This window comes from Rhodopseudomonas sp. (genome assembly GCF_048594845.1).
Classification (GTDB): domain Bacteria; phylum Pseudomonadota; class Alphaproteobacteria; order Rhizobiales; family Xanthobacteraceae; genus Rhodopseudomonas.
Genome location: NZ_JBMDXE010000369.1, coordinates 1 through 16,219 on the forward strand (window position 1 = coordinate 1; position 16,219 = coordinate 16,219).

General features: G+C 64.9%; 12 protein-coding genes. 3 read left to right on the plus strand and 9 right to left on the minus strand.

The window, feature by feature from the left end; all coding sequences use genetic code 11:
• The 9 genes from ACOJTD_RS25465 to hpaR all read right to left on the minus strand — a co-directional run.
• Positions 1 to 142, minus strand: a 142-nt coding sequence (locus ACOJTD_RS25465; protein ID WP_420135643.1) for an ethanolamine ammonia-lyase light chain EutC, incomplete at its 3' end; no start/stop codon positions are given.
• Positions 143 to 205: 63 nt separating this feature from the next.
• The gene (gene hpnP, locus ACOJTD_RS25470) at positions 206 to 1,789 is read right to left on the minus strand and encodes a hopanoid C-2 methylase (RefSeq protein WP_420135633.1); all 1,584 of its coding nucleotides are present in this window, start codon (positions 1,787 to 1,789) and stop codon (positions 206 to 208) included.
• 258 nt (positions 1,790 to 2,047) lie between these two features.
• Positions 2,048 to 3,430: an ethanolamine ammonia-lyase subunit EutB gene (locus ACOJTD_RS25475; RefSeq protein ID WP_420135634.1), complete on the minus strand. Its 1,383-nt coding sequence runs from the start codon at positions 3,428 to 3,430 to the stop codon at positions 2,048 to 2,050.
• Between the two features lie 145 nt (positions 3,431 to 3,575).
• Positions 3,576 to 4,454, minus strand: coding sequence for a transglutaminase family protein (locus tag ACOJTD_RS25480; RefSeq protein ID WP_420135635.1), 879 nt, complete (start codon positions 4,452 to 4,454; stop codon positions 3,576 to 3,578).
• Complete coding sequence (locus ACOJTD_RS25485) at positions 4,451 to 6,952, minus strand: circularly permuted type 2 ATP-grasp protein (RefSeq protein WP_420135636.1); 2,502 nt, start codon at positions 6,950 to 6,952, stop codon at positions 4,451 to 4,453. The genes ACOJTD_RS25480 and ACOJTD_RS25485 overlap by 4 nt, the downstream gene beginning before the upstream one ends.
• A 23-nt stretch (positions 6,953 to 6,975) precedes the next feature.
• Positions 6,976 to 10,332, minus strand: a complete 3,357-nt coding sequence (locus ACOJTD_RS25490; protein WP_420135637.1) for a DUF2126 domain-containing protein — start codon at positions 10,330 to 10,332, stop codon at positions 6,976 to 6,978.
• Positions 10,333 to 10,558: 226 nt separating this feature from the next.
• Positions 10,559 to 11,335 carry an HpcH/HpaI aldolase family protein gene (locus ACOJTD_RS25495; protein ID WP_420135638.1) on the minus strand — a complete coding sequence of 259 codons (777 nt, stop codon included), beginning with the start codon at positions 11,333 to 11,335 and terminating at the stop codon, positions 10,559 to 10,561.
• A 145-nt stretch (positions 11,336 to 11,480) separates the two neighbouring features.
• Entirely contained in the window at positions 11,481 to 12,566 is a 1,086-nt protein-coding gene (locus tag ACOJTD_RS25500) for a malate/lactate/ureidoglycolate dehydrogenase (RefSeq protein ID WP_420135639.1), read from the minus strand.
• Between the two features lie 64 nt (positions 12,567 to 12,630).
• Entirely contained in the window at positions 12,631 to 13,164 is a 534-nt protein-coding gene (hpaR, locus tag ACOJTD_RS25505) for a homoprotocatechuate degradation operon regulator HpaR (protein ID WP_420135644.1), read from the minus strand.
• Between the two features lie 245 nt (positions 13,165 to 13,409).
• On the opposite strand from hpaR, the gene hpaH reads away from it, so the two are divergent.
• From hpaH to hpaE, 3 genes are read left to right on the plus strand one after another with little or no spacing between them, the layout of a single operon-like run.
• Positions 13,410 to 14,216, plus strand: a complete 807-nt coding sequence (gene hpaH, locus ACOJTD_RS25510) for a 2-oxo-hept-4-ene-1,7-dioate hydratase (RefSeq protein ID WP_420135640.1) — start codon at positions 13,410 to 13,412, stop codon at positions 14,214 to 14,216.
• A gap of 19 nt (positions 14,217 to 14,235) precedes the next feature.
• Positions 14,236 to 14,634 carry a 5-carboxymethyl-2-hydroxymuconate Delta-isomerase gene (locus tag ACOJTD_RS25515; RefSeq protein ID WP_420135641.1) on the plus strand — a complete coding sequence of 133 codons (399 nt, stop codon included), beginning with the start codon at positions 14,236 to 14,238 and terminating at the stop codon, positions 14,632 to 14,634.
• Positions 14,627 to 16,180: a 5-carboxymethyl-2-hydroxymuconate semialdehyde dehydrogenase gene (hpaE, locus tag ACOJTD_RS25520; RefSeq protein WP_420135642.1), complete on the plus strand. Its 1,554-nt coding sequence runs from the start codon at positions 14,627 to 14,629 to the stop codon at positions 16,178 to 16,180. Before ACOJTD_RS25515 ends, hpaE begins: the two co-directional genes overlap by 8 nt.
• The last annotated feature ends 39 nt before the right edge of the window (positions 16,181 to 16,219 follow it).

Consider the following 16,219-nt stretch of genomic DNA (forward strand, 5'->3'; position numbering starts at 1 on the left):
CGCGTGCTCGCGCATGGGCGAGTGTGAAGTCCAGCAGCGCATCCGTGGTCAGGCTGACGCCGGAGCGGCCGAGCGCCACGCGCGCGGGGGTGAGGCCGCGCAGATCGGCAAAGGACCGCGGCGTCATCGAAGACGAAGTCATGCTTGAACCCCTTGCGGCGCGCGGGAAGCGGCCGAACCAAACGACAACACACCCGTCATGCCGCTATTCGGCCGGCACTGACGCTTCACGGAGCCGGATCGAATAGTTGGACGCATTGGCCTGACCGCGCGAAGCCTCGCGCGCGTAAATGATCAGGTGATGGGCCACCACCATCACCAGTAGTAGGTTTTCGATGTCGCCGCGAACCAGCCGCTTCAGCGCGAACTTCCAGAACGCCAGCTTGTAGTCGCCGCGAATGCCGACCTGCCAAATGATGTTGCGCAGCATGATCAGGCCGCGCTTGATGTTGGCCTTCGAGGCTCGCTGCGGCGTCACCGGATGAAGCCGCGTCGCATAGGCGTGCTCGATCTGATACTCGTAGCGCTTCAGCAGCGCTTCGGGCTCGTAGGCGCGGGCCATGCAGCTCTTCCACATCGCCACGACCTGATCGTGCGGCAGCAGGAAGTCGACATTGGATTCGCGATTGTCGTCGTGGACCAGGCGGCCTTCGCGCTCGAGCCGGTCCCACAACGGCGTCTTCGGCAGCGCCTGCAGCAGATTGATGGTGAGCAGCGGAATCTGCGACTGCTCGATGAACTGCATCAGGAATTCGCCGGTCTCGGGCGTATCGGTATCGAGGCCGAGAATGATGCCCGACACCACTTCGATGCCGTAGCTTGAAATCGTCTGCACGCCTTCGAGGATCGGGACCATCATGTTGTGGTCCTTGTGCATCGCCTTGAGCGCGGTCGGGTCCGGCGTCTCGATGCCGCAGAAGATCGTGCAGAAATACGCTTCGCGCATCAGCGACAGGATCTCGGGCCGCTTGGCGATGTTCAACGTCGCTTCGCAGGCGAGTTGCAGCTGGAAGCCGGTGCGCTTCTGCCATTCGACCAGATGCGGCAGCAGGTCGAGGGCCGCCTTGCGGTTGCCGATGAAATTGTCGTCGACGAAATACACCGACCCGCGGATGCCGCATTCGACCATGCGGTCGAGTTCGGTGATGATCTGCTCCGGGGTCTTCAGCCGCGGATTACGGCCGTACAGCCCCGGAATATCGCAGAACTCGCACTGATACGGACACCCCGACGAATATTGCACGCTGCCGAGCAGATACTTGCTGCATTCCGCCAGCTCATAGGCCGGGATCGGAAACAACGTCATGTCGAGCCGGTCTTCGGTGGTGAAGACGACCTGCCGATGCGGCCGGGAGACGTCGTGCGCCAGCCGAGCGATCAGCTGATCTGTGGCATCGCCGAGTTCTCCGATGTGCAGATAGTCGAAGTTCGGATAGTGATCGGGACATGCGCTGACCGACGGACCGCCGATCGCGACCGGCAGATCGAAATCATGCGCACGGCGGCAGATATCGTTCATCTGCTGGCGCTGGATGTGCATGCCGCTGACGAACACCGCATCGGCCCATTCGAAATCCGCAGCGGTCGCAGCGCGGATATTCTCGTCGACGAAGCGGACCGACCAGTCTTCCGGAAGATACGCGGCGATTACCAGCAGGCCCTGCGGAGGCATGAAAGCGGCGACGCCGTCCATCAGAGGATAGGAGTGCTGGAAAGTGCCGAACGATTTCGTATAGCGCGGGAAGACGCACAGAATGCGACGGCTGGCGTTGCCGGACTCAGCTCTCATCAGACTCCCCAAGGAACAATTCTCGACACCCGTCCTTGATCTGTTTGCCGGAGCCCCGGTACGGTTCGAATGACGGGCTTAATTCAAGCCGTCTGCCATAACTTTCCAATATCCGATCTGGTTCCGAAATCCCCAAAACAATACCGATCGTCGAACGCGCTATGCCAATCTAATCACGGCGGAATTGGCGCGGCCACCGAATTCTTTGACGGTGATTTCCGCAAAGCCATTGCGTTGCGTTATTGCCGCACGCGCGGCTCAGGCGATCAGACGGGCGGCGAAGTCAGGCAGGCGGCTGTCGGCGGCGGCTAGGCGGAAATCCGCACCAGCGAGGCCGGTGCGCACCAGCCAGTCGTCGAATTCGGGCGCTCGCTTCAGGCCCAGAAGGTCGCGGACGTAGAGCGCATCGTGGAACGACGTCGACTGGTAATTCAGCATGACGTCGTCGGCACCCGGTACACCCATGATGAAGCTGACGCCGGCGGTCGCCAGCAAGGTCAGCAGCGTATCCATGTCGTCCTGATCGGCCTCGGCATGGTTCGTATAGCAGATATCGACGCCGAGCGGCAGGCCGAGCAGCTTGCCGCAGAAATGATCCTCCAGCCCGGCCCGGATGATCTCCTTGCCGTCGTACAGATATTCGGGACCGATAAAACCGACCACGCTGTTGACCAGCAGCGGCGCATAGGCCCGCGCCACCGCATAGGCGCGCGCCTCACAGGTCTGCTGATCGACGCCGTGATGGGCGTTGGCGGACAGCGCCGAGCCCTGGCCGGTTTCGAAATACATCACATTGTCGCCGACCGTGCCGCGCTTCAGCGCCAGTCCAGCCTCGTGCGCTTCCTTCAGGATCGAGAGGTCGATGCCGAAACTGCGATTGGCAGCTTCGGTGCCAGCGATCGACTGGAACACCAGATCGACTGGCGCCCCCTCTTCCATCAGCTTGAGCGAGGTGGTGACGTGGGTGAGCACACAACTCTGAGTGGGGATAGCAAGCCGGGTGATCACCTCGTCGAGCAGCCGCACCAGATGACCCAGCACCGCGGGATCATCGCTGGCGGGATTGATGCCGATGCAGGCGTCGCCGGCGCCGAGCAGCAACCCATCGAGCGTCGAGGCGGTGATGCCGCGGGCGTCGTCGAACGGATGATTGGGCTGCAGACGCACGCTCATGCGGCCCGGCAGGCCGATGGTGTTGCGGAAACGCGTGATGTTGGTGCACTTCTTCGCGACCAGGATGAGATCCTGATTGCGCATCAGCTTGGACACCGCAGCCGCCATCTCCGGCGTCACCCCGCGGGCGATCACCGCCAGCGTCGCAGACGTCGCCGCGTCCGACAGCAGCCAATCGCGGAACCCGCCGACGGTGAGCGAAGCGATCGGCGCGAATGCCTGCGCATCATGGCTGTCGACGATCAGCCGCGTCACTTCGTCGTCTTCGTAGGGAATCACCGTCTCGTCGAGGAAACGCCGCAGCGGCACCTCGGCCAATGCCATCCGCGCAGCGACCATCTGTTCGGCACTCTCGGCCGCGATGCCCGCGAGGCGGTCGCCCGATCGCGGCGGCGTCGCCTTGGCGAGCAGATCGCGCAGGCTGTCGAACACGTAGGCGACGTTGCCGATGACATGGCGATAGGACATGGCAGCTCCAGCGCGGTCCGCGGCCCTGCCGTCGGCCGCAATGCGCCGAACCGTAGCATCGGCGCTGCGGAGGCGCGACCCGCTGCGTTTCAGGAAAACGTTGCTGTCAGCGCAGTTGCCCGACGCTCGAGGGCCGCCGCAGCGGCTATTCGACCGGGATCACGTCCACTGCGACCGACAGCTTCTGCCGGCGCGAGCCGACGATCACGCCGTCGACCGGCGACACGTCAGAGAAGTCCCGTCCCACTGCGAGGACGATGTGATCGTTCGCGACGAGCAGATCGTTGGTCGGGTCGAACCCGACCCAGCCGGTCTCGTTGCCGCACCACACCGACACCCAGGCATGTGTCGCGTCTGCGCCCTGCAGCCGTTCCTGCCCGGCGGGCGGATAGGTCCGCAAGTAACCGCTGACATAGGCGGCGGGCAGCCCAAGTCCGCGCAGCCCCGCGATCATCACATGCGCGAAATCCTGGCAGACGCCGTGCCTCTTCTCGAAGACTTCCGCCAGCGGCGTCGAGATCACCGTGGCCTTAGGATCGTAACGGAACTCGGTATGGATCCGCCGCATCAGGTCCGCGGTGGCGGTGACGATCCCTCGGGACGGCGGAAAGCTCTTCGCCGCATAGCGCGTCACGGCCGGCTGGACCGGCGCCAGCGCGCTGGGAAAGACGTAACCGACAGGTGCGTGCGCATCGAGACTGGCGCAATCCAGCGCAGCTTCGCGCACGCTTTCCCACGCGCTGCTGCCGGCATCGCGCGCCGGCGGGACGCGGTCGACCTCGACTCGCGAGCGGCTGTCGATCCGCAACGCCTTGTGAGGCGCCTCGATCACGATACTCTCGGTCGGAATGCCGAAGAAGTCCGTGCGCGTCGTCCGCGTCGCGGGCTTCGGCTTGATCTCGATACTGTGCGAGATCAGCTTCTGGTGCATGTCGGTCAGCGGCGTCAGCCGCAGCGAGCAACGGGCAAAGCTCACCTGGCTGCCATAGCTGTAGCTGGTGACGTGACGGATGTCGTAGATCACGCCAGCCCCGTCAATTTCTCCGGCCGCGTCGCGCTGGCGCCGTGCGGGAAGTAGTGCGAGCCGATCGCGTCGGCCAGCGACAGCAGATCCTGCTCCAGCGCAAACAGCTTGCGGCTATCGAGATCCGCGGCCTCCGCCGTGGTGAGCGTCGCCTGCAGCGCAACCGCGAGGCGCTGCGGCCTCTCGATCATCCCGCCTTCCTTCAGCGTCGGCAGGCTGGCGATGTGCTCGTTGAGCTCCTCGACCTGAAACGCCACGGAACGCGGATTGTACGGATCGAGCACCGCGAGATCGCGAACTGGCGCCAGCAGCGGCGCGACCAGGTAGCGCGATCGATACGTGATCTGACAATCGATCAGCGTCAGCAGCACGTCGAGATCTTCAGAAGTTGCGTCCTCGCCGGCAAATTGCCGTGTCCATCGGGTGGTGTTGATGGCCCGCTCGACGCGGCGGCCGAGACGCAGGAAGCGCCAGCCGGCGGCACGGTTCATGTTTTCCTGCGACAGACCGGAGAAGCTGGCGAGCTCCTGCAGCGTGATCTCGGCCAGCGCAATCACCGCCTCCTCGTCCTCCGCCGGCAGCGCCAGACGATCCGCTGTCTGAGTGATCACTTGCCAGGCGTCCGGCGACAGCCGCTCGCGCAATGACGACGCATTGCGCTGCGCGGCGCGGATCAGGGACAGCGCCGAACCGAACTCCTCCTCGCTGTGCAAGGCATCCGCTGCAATCTTCGCGGTCTGGGCGCGCGCCGCAAGCGACGTCGCCCCCCAACTGATCAGCAGCCGCTGGATGCGCTCGATCGCCTGATGCAGCGGCCCCTTGCCCGGATCGCGCTGCGGGACGCTGAGAGCACGGACCAGCCGCAGCGTCGCCTCGGCGCGCTCGAGATAACGGCCAAGCCAGAACAGATTATCGGCGGCGCGGCTCGGCAGCAGGCCGGTGATACGCCGGATGCGGACGCTATCGACGGCCGGCAGCAGCGAGGCGGTCGACACGGCGCCCTCCGACACAACCCACACGTCGGCAGCGCGAGCGCCCTCACCCATCGACACGGCACGCGAATCCAGACGCTCGGCGATCCGGCAGAAGCCGCCGGGCATGATCGACCAGCCATCCTCGGTGGCGGCGGCGAACACACGCAGCACGAAGGGACGCGGCGCCAGCTTATCGCCGTCCCACACCGGCGTGGTCGATAGCCGAACCTGCTCCTGCGCCACGTAGTCCATCCCGCGCGTGGCGATGGCATCGCGCAGATGATCGCGAACCACCGGCGGCAGCTCCGCCGGCAGCACCGGTCCCTTGTGCGAGAAGCCCGGGAGAGTCGCGCCATACGCGCCCTCGATGACGAAGTCGTCGAGCCGTGACAGCACTTCCTCGCGCGCCGAGGCCTGCCCGCACCACCAGGTGGCGATGTGCGGCATCTTCAGGTCGGCGCCGAGCAGCCGGCGGCTGAGACTCGGCAGAAAGCCGAGCAGCGCCCGTGCCTCGATCACGCCGGCGCCAGGCATGTTGGCGATCACCACGCCGTTCTTGCGGAGCACATCGATCAGCCCCGGTACGCCGAGTTGCGACGAGGCGTCGAGCTCCAGTGGATCGAGCGAGTTAGAGTCGACCCGGCGCAGCAGCACGTCGAGGCGCTTCAAGCCGGCGACCGTGCGGATGTGGACGCGATCGCCGGACACGGCGAGGTCATCGCCCTCGACCAGCAGAAAGCCGAGATAGCGTGCCAGCGTGGCATGCTCGAAATAGGTCTCGCTGAACGGCCCCGGCGTCAGCAGCCCGATCCGCGGCTCGTCACGGTCGGCACTCGCACGCAGGCTGTCGCGGAACGCCTCGAAGAACGGCGCGACACGCTCGACATTCATCGATTTGTACAGATCGGTAAAGGCGCGCGACAGCACCAGGCGATTTTCCAACGCATAGCCCATGCCGGACGGCGCCTGTGTCCGATCGCCGAGCACCCACCAACGGCCGTCCGGCCCGCGGCCGATGTCCGCCGCATAGATCCGCAGATAGCGCCCGGCCGGCGGCTTCACCCCCGCGACGGCTCGCAAATACTCCGGACTGCCGGCAATCGCGGCCGCGGGGATCGCCCCCGATGCGATCAACTGGCCTTCGCCGTAAAGATCCTGCAGCACTGCTTCGAGCAGCGTCGCGCGCTGCGCGATTCCGTCGGCGATTTGCTGCCATTCGGATTCGTCGATCAGCAGCGGCACATGGCTGAGCGACCAGGCCCGTTCGGCGGCCTCGCCGGGAGTGCGGTAAGTCACCCCGGCGTCGCGCAGATGACGGTCGGCCGCGCCGAAACGGCGTTCGACCTCGTCCGTCGACAGCGCCGCGAAGGCATCGAAATAGCGCGACCACACCGGACGCGGCGCGCCGTCCTCGCCCAGAAATTCGTCGGGAATGCCGGGCAGACGCGCGTAATCCCGCGTCCACTGCGCGACCTTGCGGTCGCGCGGACGTCCGCGTTTCGCCTGACTGCCGCCCTGCGCCATCGAAGCCCCCTCTGCCGCCTGAATCAATGCAGCAGCGGGGTCCGCAAGTCGAGGGTCAACGGGAATTCAAGTGTGCGTTCCTCGTGCGGCGGATCGATCCGCCCGGGGGTATGGCCGTGGTCCTGGAAGCGCGCCAGCCGCCGCGCCTCGGCCTCGTACGAGTTCACCGGCCGCGTTTCATAGGAACGGCCACCGGGATGCGCCACGTGATAGACGCAGCCGCCGAGCGAGCGGCCGTTCCAGGTGTCGACGATGTCGAACACCAGCGGCGAATGCACCGGGATGGTCGGGTGCAATCCTGAAGCCGGCTGCCACGCCTTGAACCGCACCGCCGCCACCGCCTCGCCGGAGCGCGCGGTCGGCGTCATCGGCAACCGCCGGCCGTTGCAGGTGATGACGTGGCGGCCTTCGACAAAGCCCTCGGCTTTGACCTGCAGACGTTCGACGGAGGAGTCGACGTAGCGCACGGTGCCGCCGGCAGTGCCCTCCTCGCCGAGCACGTGCCACGGCTCCAGCGCCTGCCGCACTTCCAGCGTGACACCGCCGTGATACACGCTGCCGAACACAGGAAAGCGGAATTCGAGCTGTGCGGTGAACCATTCCGGCTCGAACGCATAGCCGGCGTGCTTAAGTTCGCCGAGCACGTCGCGGAAATCTTCCCAAATGTAGTGCGGCAGCATGAAACGGTCGTGAAGGGCCGTGCCCCAGCGCACGAACTTGCCATCGAGCGGCTGTTTCCACAGCATCGCGATCAGCGCGCGGATCAAGAGCTGCTGCGCCAGCGACATCCGCGGGTCGGGCGGCATCTCCAGCGCGCGGAATTCGACCAGACCGAGACGGCCGGTCGGACTATCCGGCGAGAACATCTTGTCGATGCAAATCTCGGCGCGATGGGTGTTGCCGGTGATATCGACGAGAATATTGCGGAACAGCCGGTCGGCGAGCCACAGCGGCGCCTTGACGCCAGGCGGCGGTACATGGGCGAGCGCGATCTCCAGTTCGTAGAGCGAGTCGTGGCGCGCCTCGTCGATCCGCGGCGCCTGGCTGGTCGGACCGATGAACATGCCGGAGAACAGATAGGACAGCGACGGATGCCGTTGCCAGAACAGCACCAAGCTCTTGAGCAGATCCGGCCGGCGCAGGAATGGCGAGTCTGCCGGGCTGGCGCCACCGACTACGACATGATTGCCGCCGCCGGTGCCAGTGTGGCGGCCGTCGATCAGAAAGCGATTGGCACCGAGCCGGACCTGTGCAGCTTCCTCATAGAGGCCGAACGTCGTCGTCACCGCCTCCCGCCAGTTCTGCGCCGGATGAATGTTGACCTCGATCACGCCGGGATCGGGCGTGACTTTGATAACGTCGATGCGCGGATCATAGGGCGGCGGATAGCCCTCCACATGCACCTGCAGCTGCATCTCCTCCGCGGTCTCCTCGACGGCGGCGACCAGTTCGAGATAATCCTCGATCCTCTCCACCGGTGGCATGAAGGCACACAGCACGCCTTCGCGGATTTCGATCGACATCGCGGTGCGCACGCCGCCCTTGCGCAGCTTCTGCTCTTCAACGGCCTGGTTCGCCGCGCCAGTGGCAGCAGCCGGTTGTTCGAACACTGCAAGCTGCTCGGCGGGCGGCGGCGGCGCGAACGCGGTCGATGTCGGATTCGACGACGCGACGCTCTGCAGCGGCCCGCGCGGATCGAGGGGGTCGCGCTCGACGATATACGGATAGTCCTCTTCCGGAATGTGCGGCAGCGACGCGATCGGCAGCCGCAACCCCATCGGCGAGTCGCCCGGCACCAGGAACAGATTGCCGCGGCGCAGCTTCCAGCGCTCGCTGCGCCAGCGCTTCTTTGCCGTCTGTGGCGCATCCGCCTGCCAGGCCTGGATCGGCAGCACGAAACCCTTCGGCGTCGTGAGGCCGGAGTCGAACACCCGCGCCATCCGCGCGCGCTCTTCCGGGTCGGCGAGCTTGCTGTCGGATGGATCGACGTTCGGCGGCAGGCTGGCTTCCTTCTGCAGCCAATGGCTGGGGTCCTCGAACGCTGGCAGCACGTAGTCCGTGTCGATGCCGAGGCGCCTGGCGGTGCCGATGGCGAATTGCTCGGCCTGCTCAACCTTGGCCGGACGCTGGCCGAACACCGGCGCGATCAGGTCGGCGTTCTTCCAGATCGGCTGTCCGTCCTTGCGCCAGTACAGGCCGAACGCCCAACGCGGCAGGCTTTCGCCCGGGTACCATTTGCCCTGGCCGTAATGCAGCAAGCCGCCCGGCGCGAACCGCGTCCGCAAGCGGCGGATCAGATCGTCAGCCAGCATCCGCTTGGCGCCGCCGACAGCGGCCGTGTTCCACTCCGGCGACTCCATATCGTCGATCGACACGAAGGTCGGCTCGCCGCCCATCGTCAAGCGCACGTCCTGCGCGGCCAGATCGGCATCGACCTGATCGCCGAGCGCGTCGAGCCGCGACCACGACTCATCGGAGAACGGCAGCGTGATCCGCGGCGCCTCGCGGATCCGCTCGACCTTCATCTCGAAATTGAAGTCGACATTGGCAAAGCCGACCACGCCGGAGATCGGCGCCGCCGTGCGATAATGCGGCGTGGCGGCGACCGGGATGTGGCCCTCGCCCGCAAGCAGTCCCGAGGTGACGTCGAAGCCGACCCAGCCGGCCCCGGGCAGATAGACCTCGGCCCAGGCGTGCAGATCGGTGAAGTCGCTCTCGGCGCCCTTCGGGCCGTCCAGCGATTGGATATCAGGCTTGATTTGTATCAAGTAACCGGACACGAACCGCGCTGCGAGGCCGAGATGGCGCAGCGTCTGGATCAGCAGCCACGCCGAGTCGCGGCATGAGCCGCAGCCGTTGCCGAGCGTCTCCTCCGGCGTCTGCACGCCGGGCTCCATGCGGATGATGTAGTTGACGCGCTCGCGCAGTTTCGCGTTGAGATCGACCAGGAAGTTGACGGTGCTTTCCGCCTCACGCGGGATCGAATCGAGATAGGCCTTGAACAGCGGCCCCGGCGGCTCGGTGATCAGATAGGGCGCGAGCTCGTGCTGCAGATCGGCGCTGTAGGCGAACGGGAAGCTTTCAGCATAGCTCTCGACGAAGAAGTCGAACGGATTGATCACCGTCATCGCCGCGGTGAAATCGACCTCGATCTTGAGTTCGTCCGCCTTCTCCGGAAACACGAACCGCGCCAGCCAGTTGCCCTGCGGGTCCTGCTGCCAGTTGATGAAATGGTTCGAAGGCGTGACCTTCAGCGAATACGACAGGATCGGCGTCCGCGTATGCGGGGCCGGGCGCAGCCGGATGGTCTGGGGGCCGAGGTCGATGGGGCGGTCGTATTTATAGTGCGTGACGTGATGTAGGGCGACGAAGATCGACACGGGGCAGCTCCAGCATTCTTTTTGAGCAGAACACCGGAACCGGGACCGATCAAGTGCGAACAAAGGGCAAGGCGTGCATAAGAACGGGGCGCGCCCCAGCTGCGCAGCCGTCCGTCTGGAACTCGCCGCATCCGCGGTCGAGCCCCTTGGGACGGCAGAGGCACGCGGTTCGTTCACGAATAATGGTGCATGCGCGGACCAAGCCCGCGCATGGCCTGTGCTGAGCTTACGCCTTCCCGCCCGAATTCTTCCGCGTCTCGGCGACCCAGCTTCGCGCCCCGATCGCCATGATGCCGCTGTCGTTCAGCAGCGTCACCAGCTTGAAGCCGAGCGAGATGTTGCGGGCGGCGCCTTCGGGGCCGGAGCAATGGATGCCCGGATGGATGCCGCGCTTGTCGCATTCCTTCAGCAGCTTTTCGTAAATCTTCAGGATCTCCGGCTCGTCGCGGTCGAGCTTCGGCACCAGGCCGTAAGAGAAGCCGAGATCGGATGGGCCGATATACACGCCTGCAATGCCCTCGACGTCGAGGATGGCTTCCATATTCTCGACCGCGGTCCGAGTCTCGATCATCGGAATGCACAGCGTCTCGTCATTGGCGGTCGTCTGATAATTGCCGGACGAGCCGTACAGGCCAGCCCGGATCGGGCCGTTGCTGCGCGTGCCGCGCGGCGGGTACTTGCAGTACTGAACGAAGTTCTCGGCTTCTTCCTTGGTGTTGACCATCGGACAGATCACTCCATAGGCGCCGCCATCCAGCACTTTGCCGATGATGCCCGGCTCGTTCCACGGCACGCGGACCATAGGCGTCACCGGGTGCGCCTGCATGCCCTGGAAGCACGCCACCATGGACTGATAGTCCTGCACGCCGTGCTGGATATCGACCGTGATGCTGTCGAACCCGCACTGCGCCATGACTTCGGCCGAGAACCCCGACGGAATCGCCAGCCAGCCGTTGACCACGACTTTGCCGTCGGCCCAGAGTTGCTTCACTTTGTTTGCCATTGATAGTTCCTGCGTTATGCGGTTGGCGAAGTTGTCAGTTGGGCCCGTCATTGCCGGGCTTGACCCGGCAATCCATCCTCTTTCACGAAGTGGATGGATGCGCGGGTCAAGCCCGCGCATGACGGACGGATGTAGAGTATGCGCCTCACGCCGTCGCCGCCTGGATGGCGGTCTCCGGCACGCCGACTTCCCGCGCTGTCGCCACAATCGCGGCCCAAGTGTCGTCTGGCAGCGGAACACCATTCTTCGTGCGCTCGGCGCGGGTTGCAGTCTCGGGATCACCCGGAATCAGCACCTGGTCGACGCCGGCAATCGTCTTGGCGCTCTTGAAGTAATCGATGTAGCGCGTCACCTCGGTGTCGAAAAGATGCGACGGGTCGATGCGCTGCGGGTCGACATAGATCGAGAACATGCCGTTCGCGAACGGCCGGTTCGGGCCGGTCGCGCCGTTGCCGGTGAGCGCGCCGCCGAGCAGTTCGCAGATCAGCGCAAGGCCCGAGCCCTTGTGCTCGCCGAAGGCGCGGATCGCGCCTTTGCCGTTGGCGTGGTTGATCGGACCATCCTTCTCGTGCGGGCCATAGAGCGTCGCGGGGTCTTCGCTGAGCGATCCGTCCGGATTGATCAGCGCGCCCTTCGGCAGCTTCTTGCCGCCGCGCGCCGCCACCAGCACCTTGCCTTCGGCAACGATAGAGGTGGCGAGATCGAGTACCACCGGTGTCTGGCCAGGACGCGGAATGCCGACGCAATACGGCGCTGTCGACAGCCGGCGCTCGGTGCCGCCGAACGGCGCGACCAGGATCGAGCCGGCAGCCGTGACGAAGTGAATCGACACCAAGCCTTCAGCGGCCGCCATCTCGGCCCAATCGCCGATGCGGCCAATATGGCCCGAGTTCTTCAGCGCGATCGCCGACAGACCTTGTGATTTGCACTTTTCGATGCCGAGACGAACAGCCTGCGGGCCGACGGTCTGGCCATAACCGAACTTGCCGTCGACCACCGCCAGCGACGGCAGATCGACCGGCACGTCGACAGTCTGGTCCGGATGCACCGCGCCGGCATTACGCCAGCGGATGTACACCGGCACGCGAATGACACCGTGACTGTCGTGGCCGGTCAGATTGGCCGTGGTGAGATAACTGCCGATGCGGCGCGCTTCGTCCTTCGACGAGCCAGCGCGCTCGAACACCTGGGCGACGAAATCGATCAATCGGTCGACCTGCAACGTCACCATGTCGGCGCACACCCGATCGACAGCCGGCGGCCGAGGGCACACATGGCCCTGCCCTGCTGGTTCATTATGATCCTCCCTGCGCGGCCTTCCGTTTTGCGGGCCGTCGTTTGGTCTGCGAAGTTGAGCTAAAATCCGGCTCTCTGTCCACCGCGTCGGCCGCATGCCGCACCGGCATCTCCGACAGACGCGTCTCCAGGTCTCGCAGCATGTCCTGCAATTCGGCCAACTCGGTGCTGCCGTAACTGCGCGCGATCTCCGCGTAGATGCCTTCGGAATACGGCGCGACCGCTTCGATCAGTTTCACACCTTTCGGGGTGATCGAGACATGACTGCGGCGCTGATCGTCCTTGGACAATTTCCGGGCAATTAATTTACGAGCCTCCAGATCGCGCAACATTCGCGACAGACTCGGTCCAAGCAGGAACGCGCGATCGGCCAATTCGGTCACCTCGACCGTGTCGGCCTCCGTCAGCGCGCGCAGGATACGCCATTGCTGCTCGCTGAGCCCATGTGCACGCAGCAGCGGCCGGAAATGCCGCATCACCGCCTCGCGGCCGCGCAGCAGCGCCATCGGGAGCGAGCGCGAGAAGGTGCGCATCGGCGCGTCTGTATTCTGTGGTTGCCTGTCCTCGTCGTTGCGAGGCGCCTTTTGCCGAAGCACTCCAGCCTCGGAGCGCAGCGCTGGATTGCTTCGCTTCGGCCGCAATGACGTCGGGGATGATTTTTGCATCGCAATAAGCACGGTTTGGGTTTGAGCCAAATCATTTAACATGTTAATCAGTTCGGGCGCGAGCGTTTTGTCGGCGCCGACGCAAGGGATGGACACCAAGGCGGAAGCCAAGCATGGCGTTGTCGAACAACGAAATTCGCGCCGCGGCCGAACGGCTGCACCAGGCCGAAAAGACCAAGGTGCAGATTCGTCAGCTGTCGCTCGATCATCCTGCGATCACGATTGCCGACGCCTATGCGATCCAGAGCGCATGGATGGATCTGAAGGTCGCCGACGGCCGGCGCGTGCGCGGCCACAAGATCGGCCTGACGTCGAAGGCAATGCAGAACCAGCTTGCTATCGACGAGCCAGACTCCGGTGTTCTACTCGACGACATGTTCTTCAACGACGGCGGCGTGGTCCCGACCGATCGCTTCATCGCGACACGGATCGAGGCCGAACTGGCCTTCGTCATCAAGTATCGTCTCGCCGGCCCTAACTGCACCATCTTCGACGTGCTCAACGCCACCGACTTCGTCGTGCCGGCGCTGGAGATCCTCGATACGCGCGTGCAGCGCGTCGATCCGGAAACCAAGGCGACGCGTAAGATCTTCGATACGATCGCCGACAATGCGGCGAATGCCGGCATCGTGGTCGGCGGCCGGCCGATCCGACCTCTTGATACTGATCTGCGCTGGATCGGCGCGCTGACCTACAAGAACGGTCAGCTCGAAGAAACCGGCCTCGCCGCCGGCGTGCTCAATCATCCGGCCACCGCGGTGGCGTGGCTCGCCAACAAGATCGCGCCGCAGGGACTCGCGTTGGAGCCGGGCCAGGTCGTACTGGCCGGCTCGTTCATTCGCGCCATCGAGTGCCGCAAGGGCGACACCATCCAGGCGGACTATGGCGCCTATGGCACCGTCAGTTGCTACTTCGGCTGATCAGCAAGCGAGCGTTCCCATGCCGCATTTCTCCATCGAATATTCAGCCAATCTCGACGACCGCGTCGACATGCGCGCCGTGGTCGAACTGGTTCGCGTCTCGGCGCTGGAGACCGGGATCTTTCCGATCGGCGGCATCCGTGTCCGAGCCATCCGCTGCGAGACCTATGCGATCGCCGACGGCCGCGACGGCTTCGCCTTCATGGCGATGCTGCTAAGGCTCGGCGAAGGCCGCGATCTCGCCGCGCGCAAGAAAGCCGGTCAGCACGTCTTCGACAGACTGTCCCACTATCTCGATCCGCTGTTCGCCGACGAAGGTTTCGCGCTGTCGTTCGATATGACGATCAACGACAAGGAAACTTCGTGGAAGCGCAACTCCATCCACGATCTGTTGATTGCCGAGGCCCGACATGGCTGATGCCGCCACGCTTTCCTCCAAGACGATTTCCGCTTTCCAGGCCAATCTCGACCGCGCGGCGCCGCTGCTGAAGCAGCTCCGCGCCGACGGCATCGGCCATCTCATTAACGGCGAGATCGTGCCGTCGTCGTCAGGCGAAACCTTCGCAACGTCTTCGCCGATCGACAACACGGAGCTGGCGCAGGTCGCGCGCGGCACGGCAGCTGATATCGATCGCGCCGCCAAGGCGGCGAAGGATGCGTTTCCGGCGTGGCGCGACATGGCGCCGGCGAAACGGCGGAAGATCTTGAACAAGATCGCCGACGCGATCGAGGCGCGCGCCGACGACATCGCCGTGCTCGAATGCATCGACACCGGTCAGGCGCATCGCTTCATGGCCAAGGCGGCGATCCGCGCCGCCGAGAATTTTCGCTTCTTCGCCGACAAATGCGCCGAGGCACGTGACGGGCTGAACACGCCGAGCGACGAGCATTGGAACGTATCGACCCGCGTCCCAATCGGCCCGGTCGGCGTGATCACGCCGTGGAATACACCTTTCATGCTGTCGACCTGGAAGATCGCGCCGGCGCTGGCGGCCGGCTGCACGGTCGTGCACAAGCCGGCCGAGTGGTCGCCGGTGACGGCCGACATGCTGACGCGGATCTGCAAGGATGCCGGCCTGCCGAACGGCGTGCTCAACACCGTGCACGGCTTCGGCGAGGAAGCCGGCAAGGCGCTGACCGAGCATCCGGCCATCAAGGCGATCGCCTTCGTCGGCGAGACCGCGACCGGCGCCGCCATCATGGCGCAGGGCGCGCCGACGCTGAAGCGCGTGCATTTCGAACTCGGCGGCAAGAACCCGGTGATCGTGTTCAACGACGCCGATCTCGATCGCGCGCTCGATGCCGTGGTCTTCATGATCTACTCGCTTAACGGCGAGCGCTGCACGTCGTCGAGCCGGCTGCTGGTGCAGTCCACGATCGCCGACAAATTTATCGAGAAACTCTCCGCCCGCGTCCGCGCCCTGAAGGTCGGGCATCCGCTCGATCCGGCGACTGAAGTCGGTCCGCTGATCCATCAGCGCCATCTCGACAAGGTGTGCTCGTATTTCGACATCGCCAAGCAGGATGGCGCGAGGGTCGCGGTCGGCGGCGCGCGCGCCGAAGGCCCAGGCGGCGGCCACTATGTGCAGCCGACGCTGGTGACCGGCGCGCGAAGCGACATGCGGGTCGCGCAGGACGAGGTGTTCGGGCCGTTCCTCACCGTGATCCCGTTCAAGGACGAAGCCGAGGCGGTGCAGATCGCCAACGACATCCGCTACGGCCTCACCGGCTACGTCTGGACTGGCGACATGGGCCGCGGCCTGCGCGTCGCCGATGCGCTCGAGGCCGGCATGATCTGGCTGAACTCGGAGAACGTCCGCCATCTGCCGACGCCGTTCGGCGGCATGAAGCAGTCCGGCATCGGCCGCGACGGCGGCGACTACTCGTTCGAGTTCTACATGGAAACCAAGCACGTCTCCCTCGCCCGTGGCACGCACAAGATCCAGAAGCTGGGAGCGGTGTAGTGCAGAGACTCACTCACGTCATTCCGGGGCGCGCGAAGC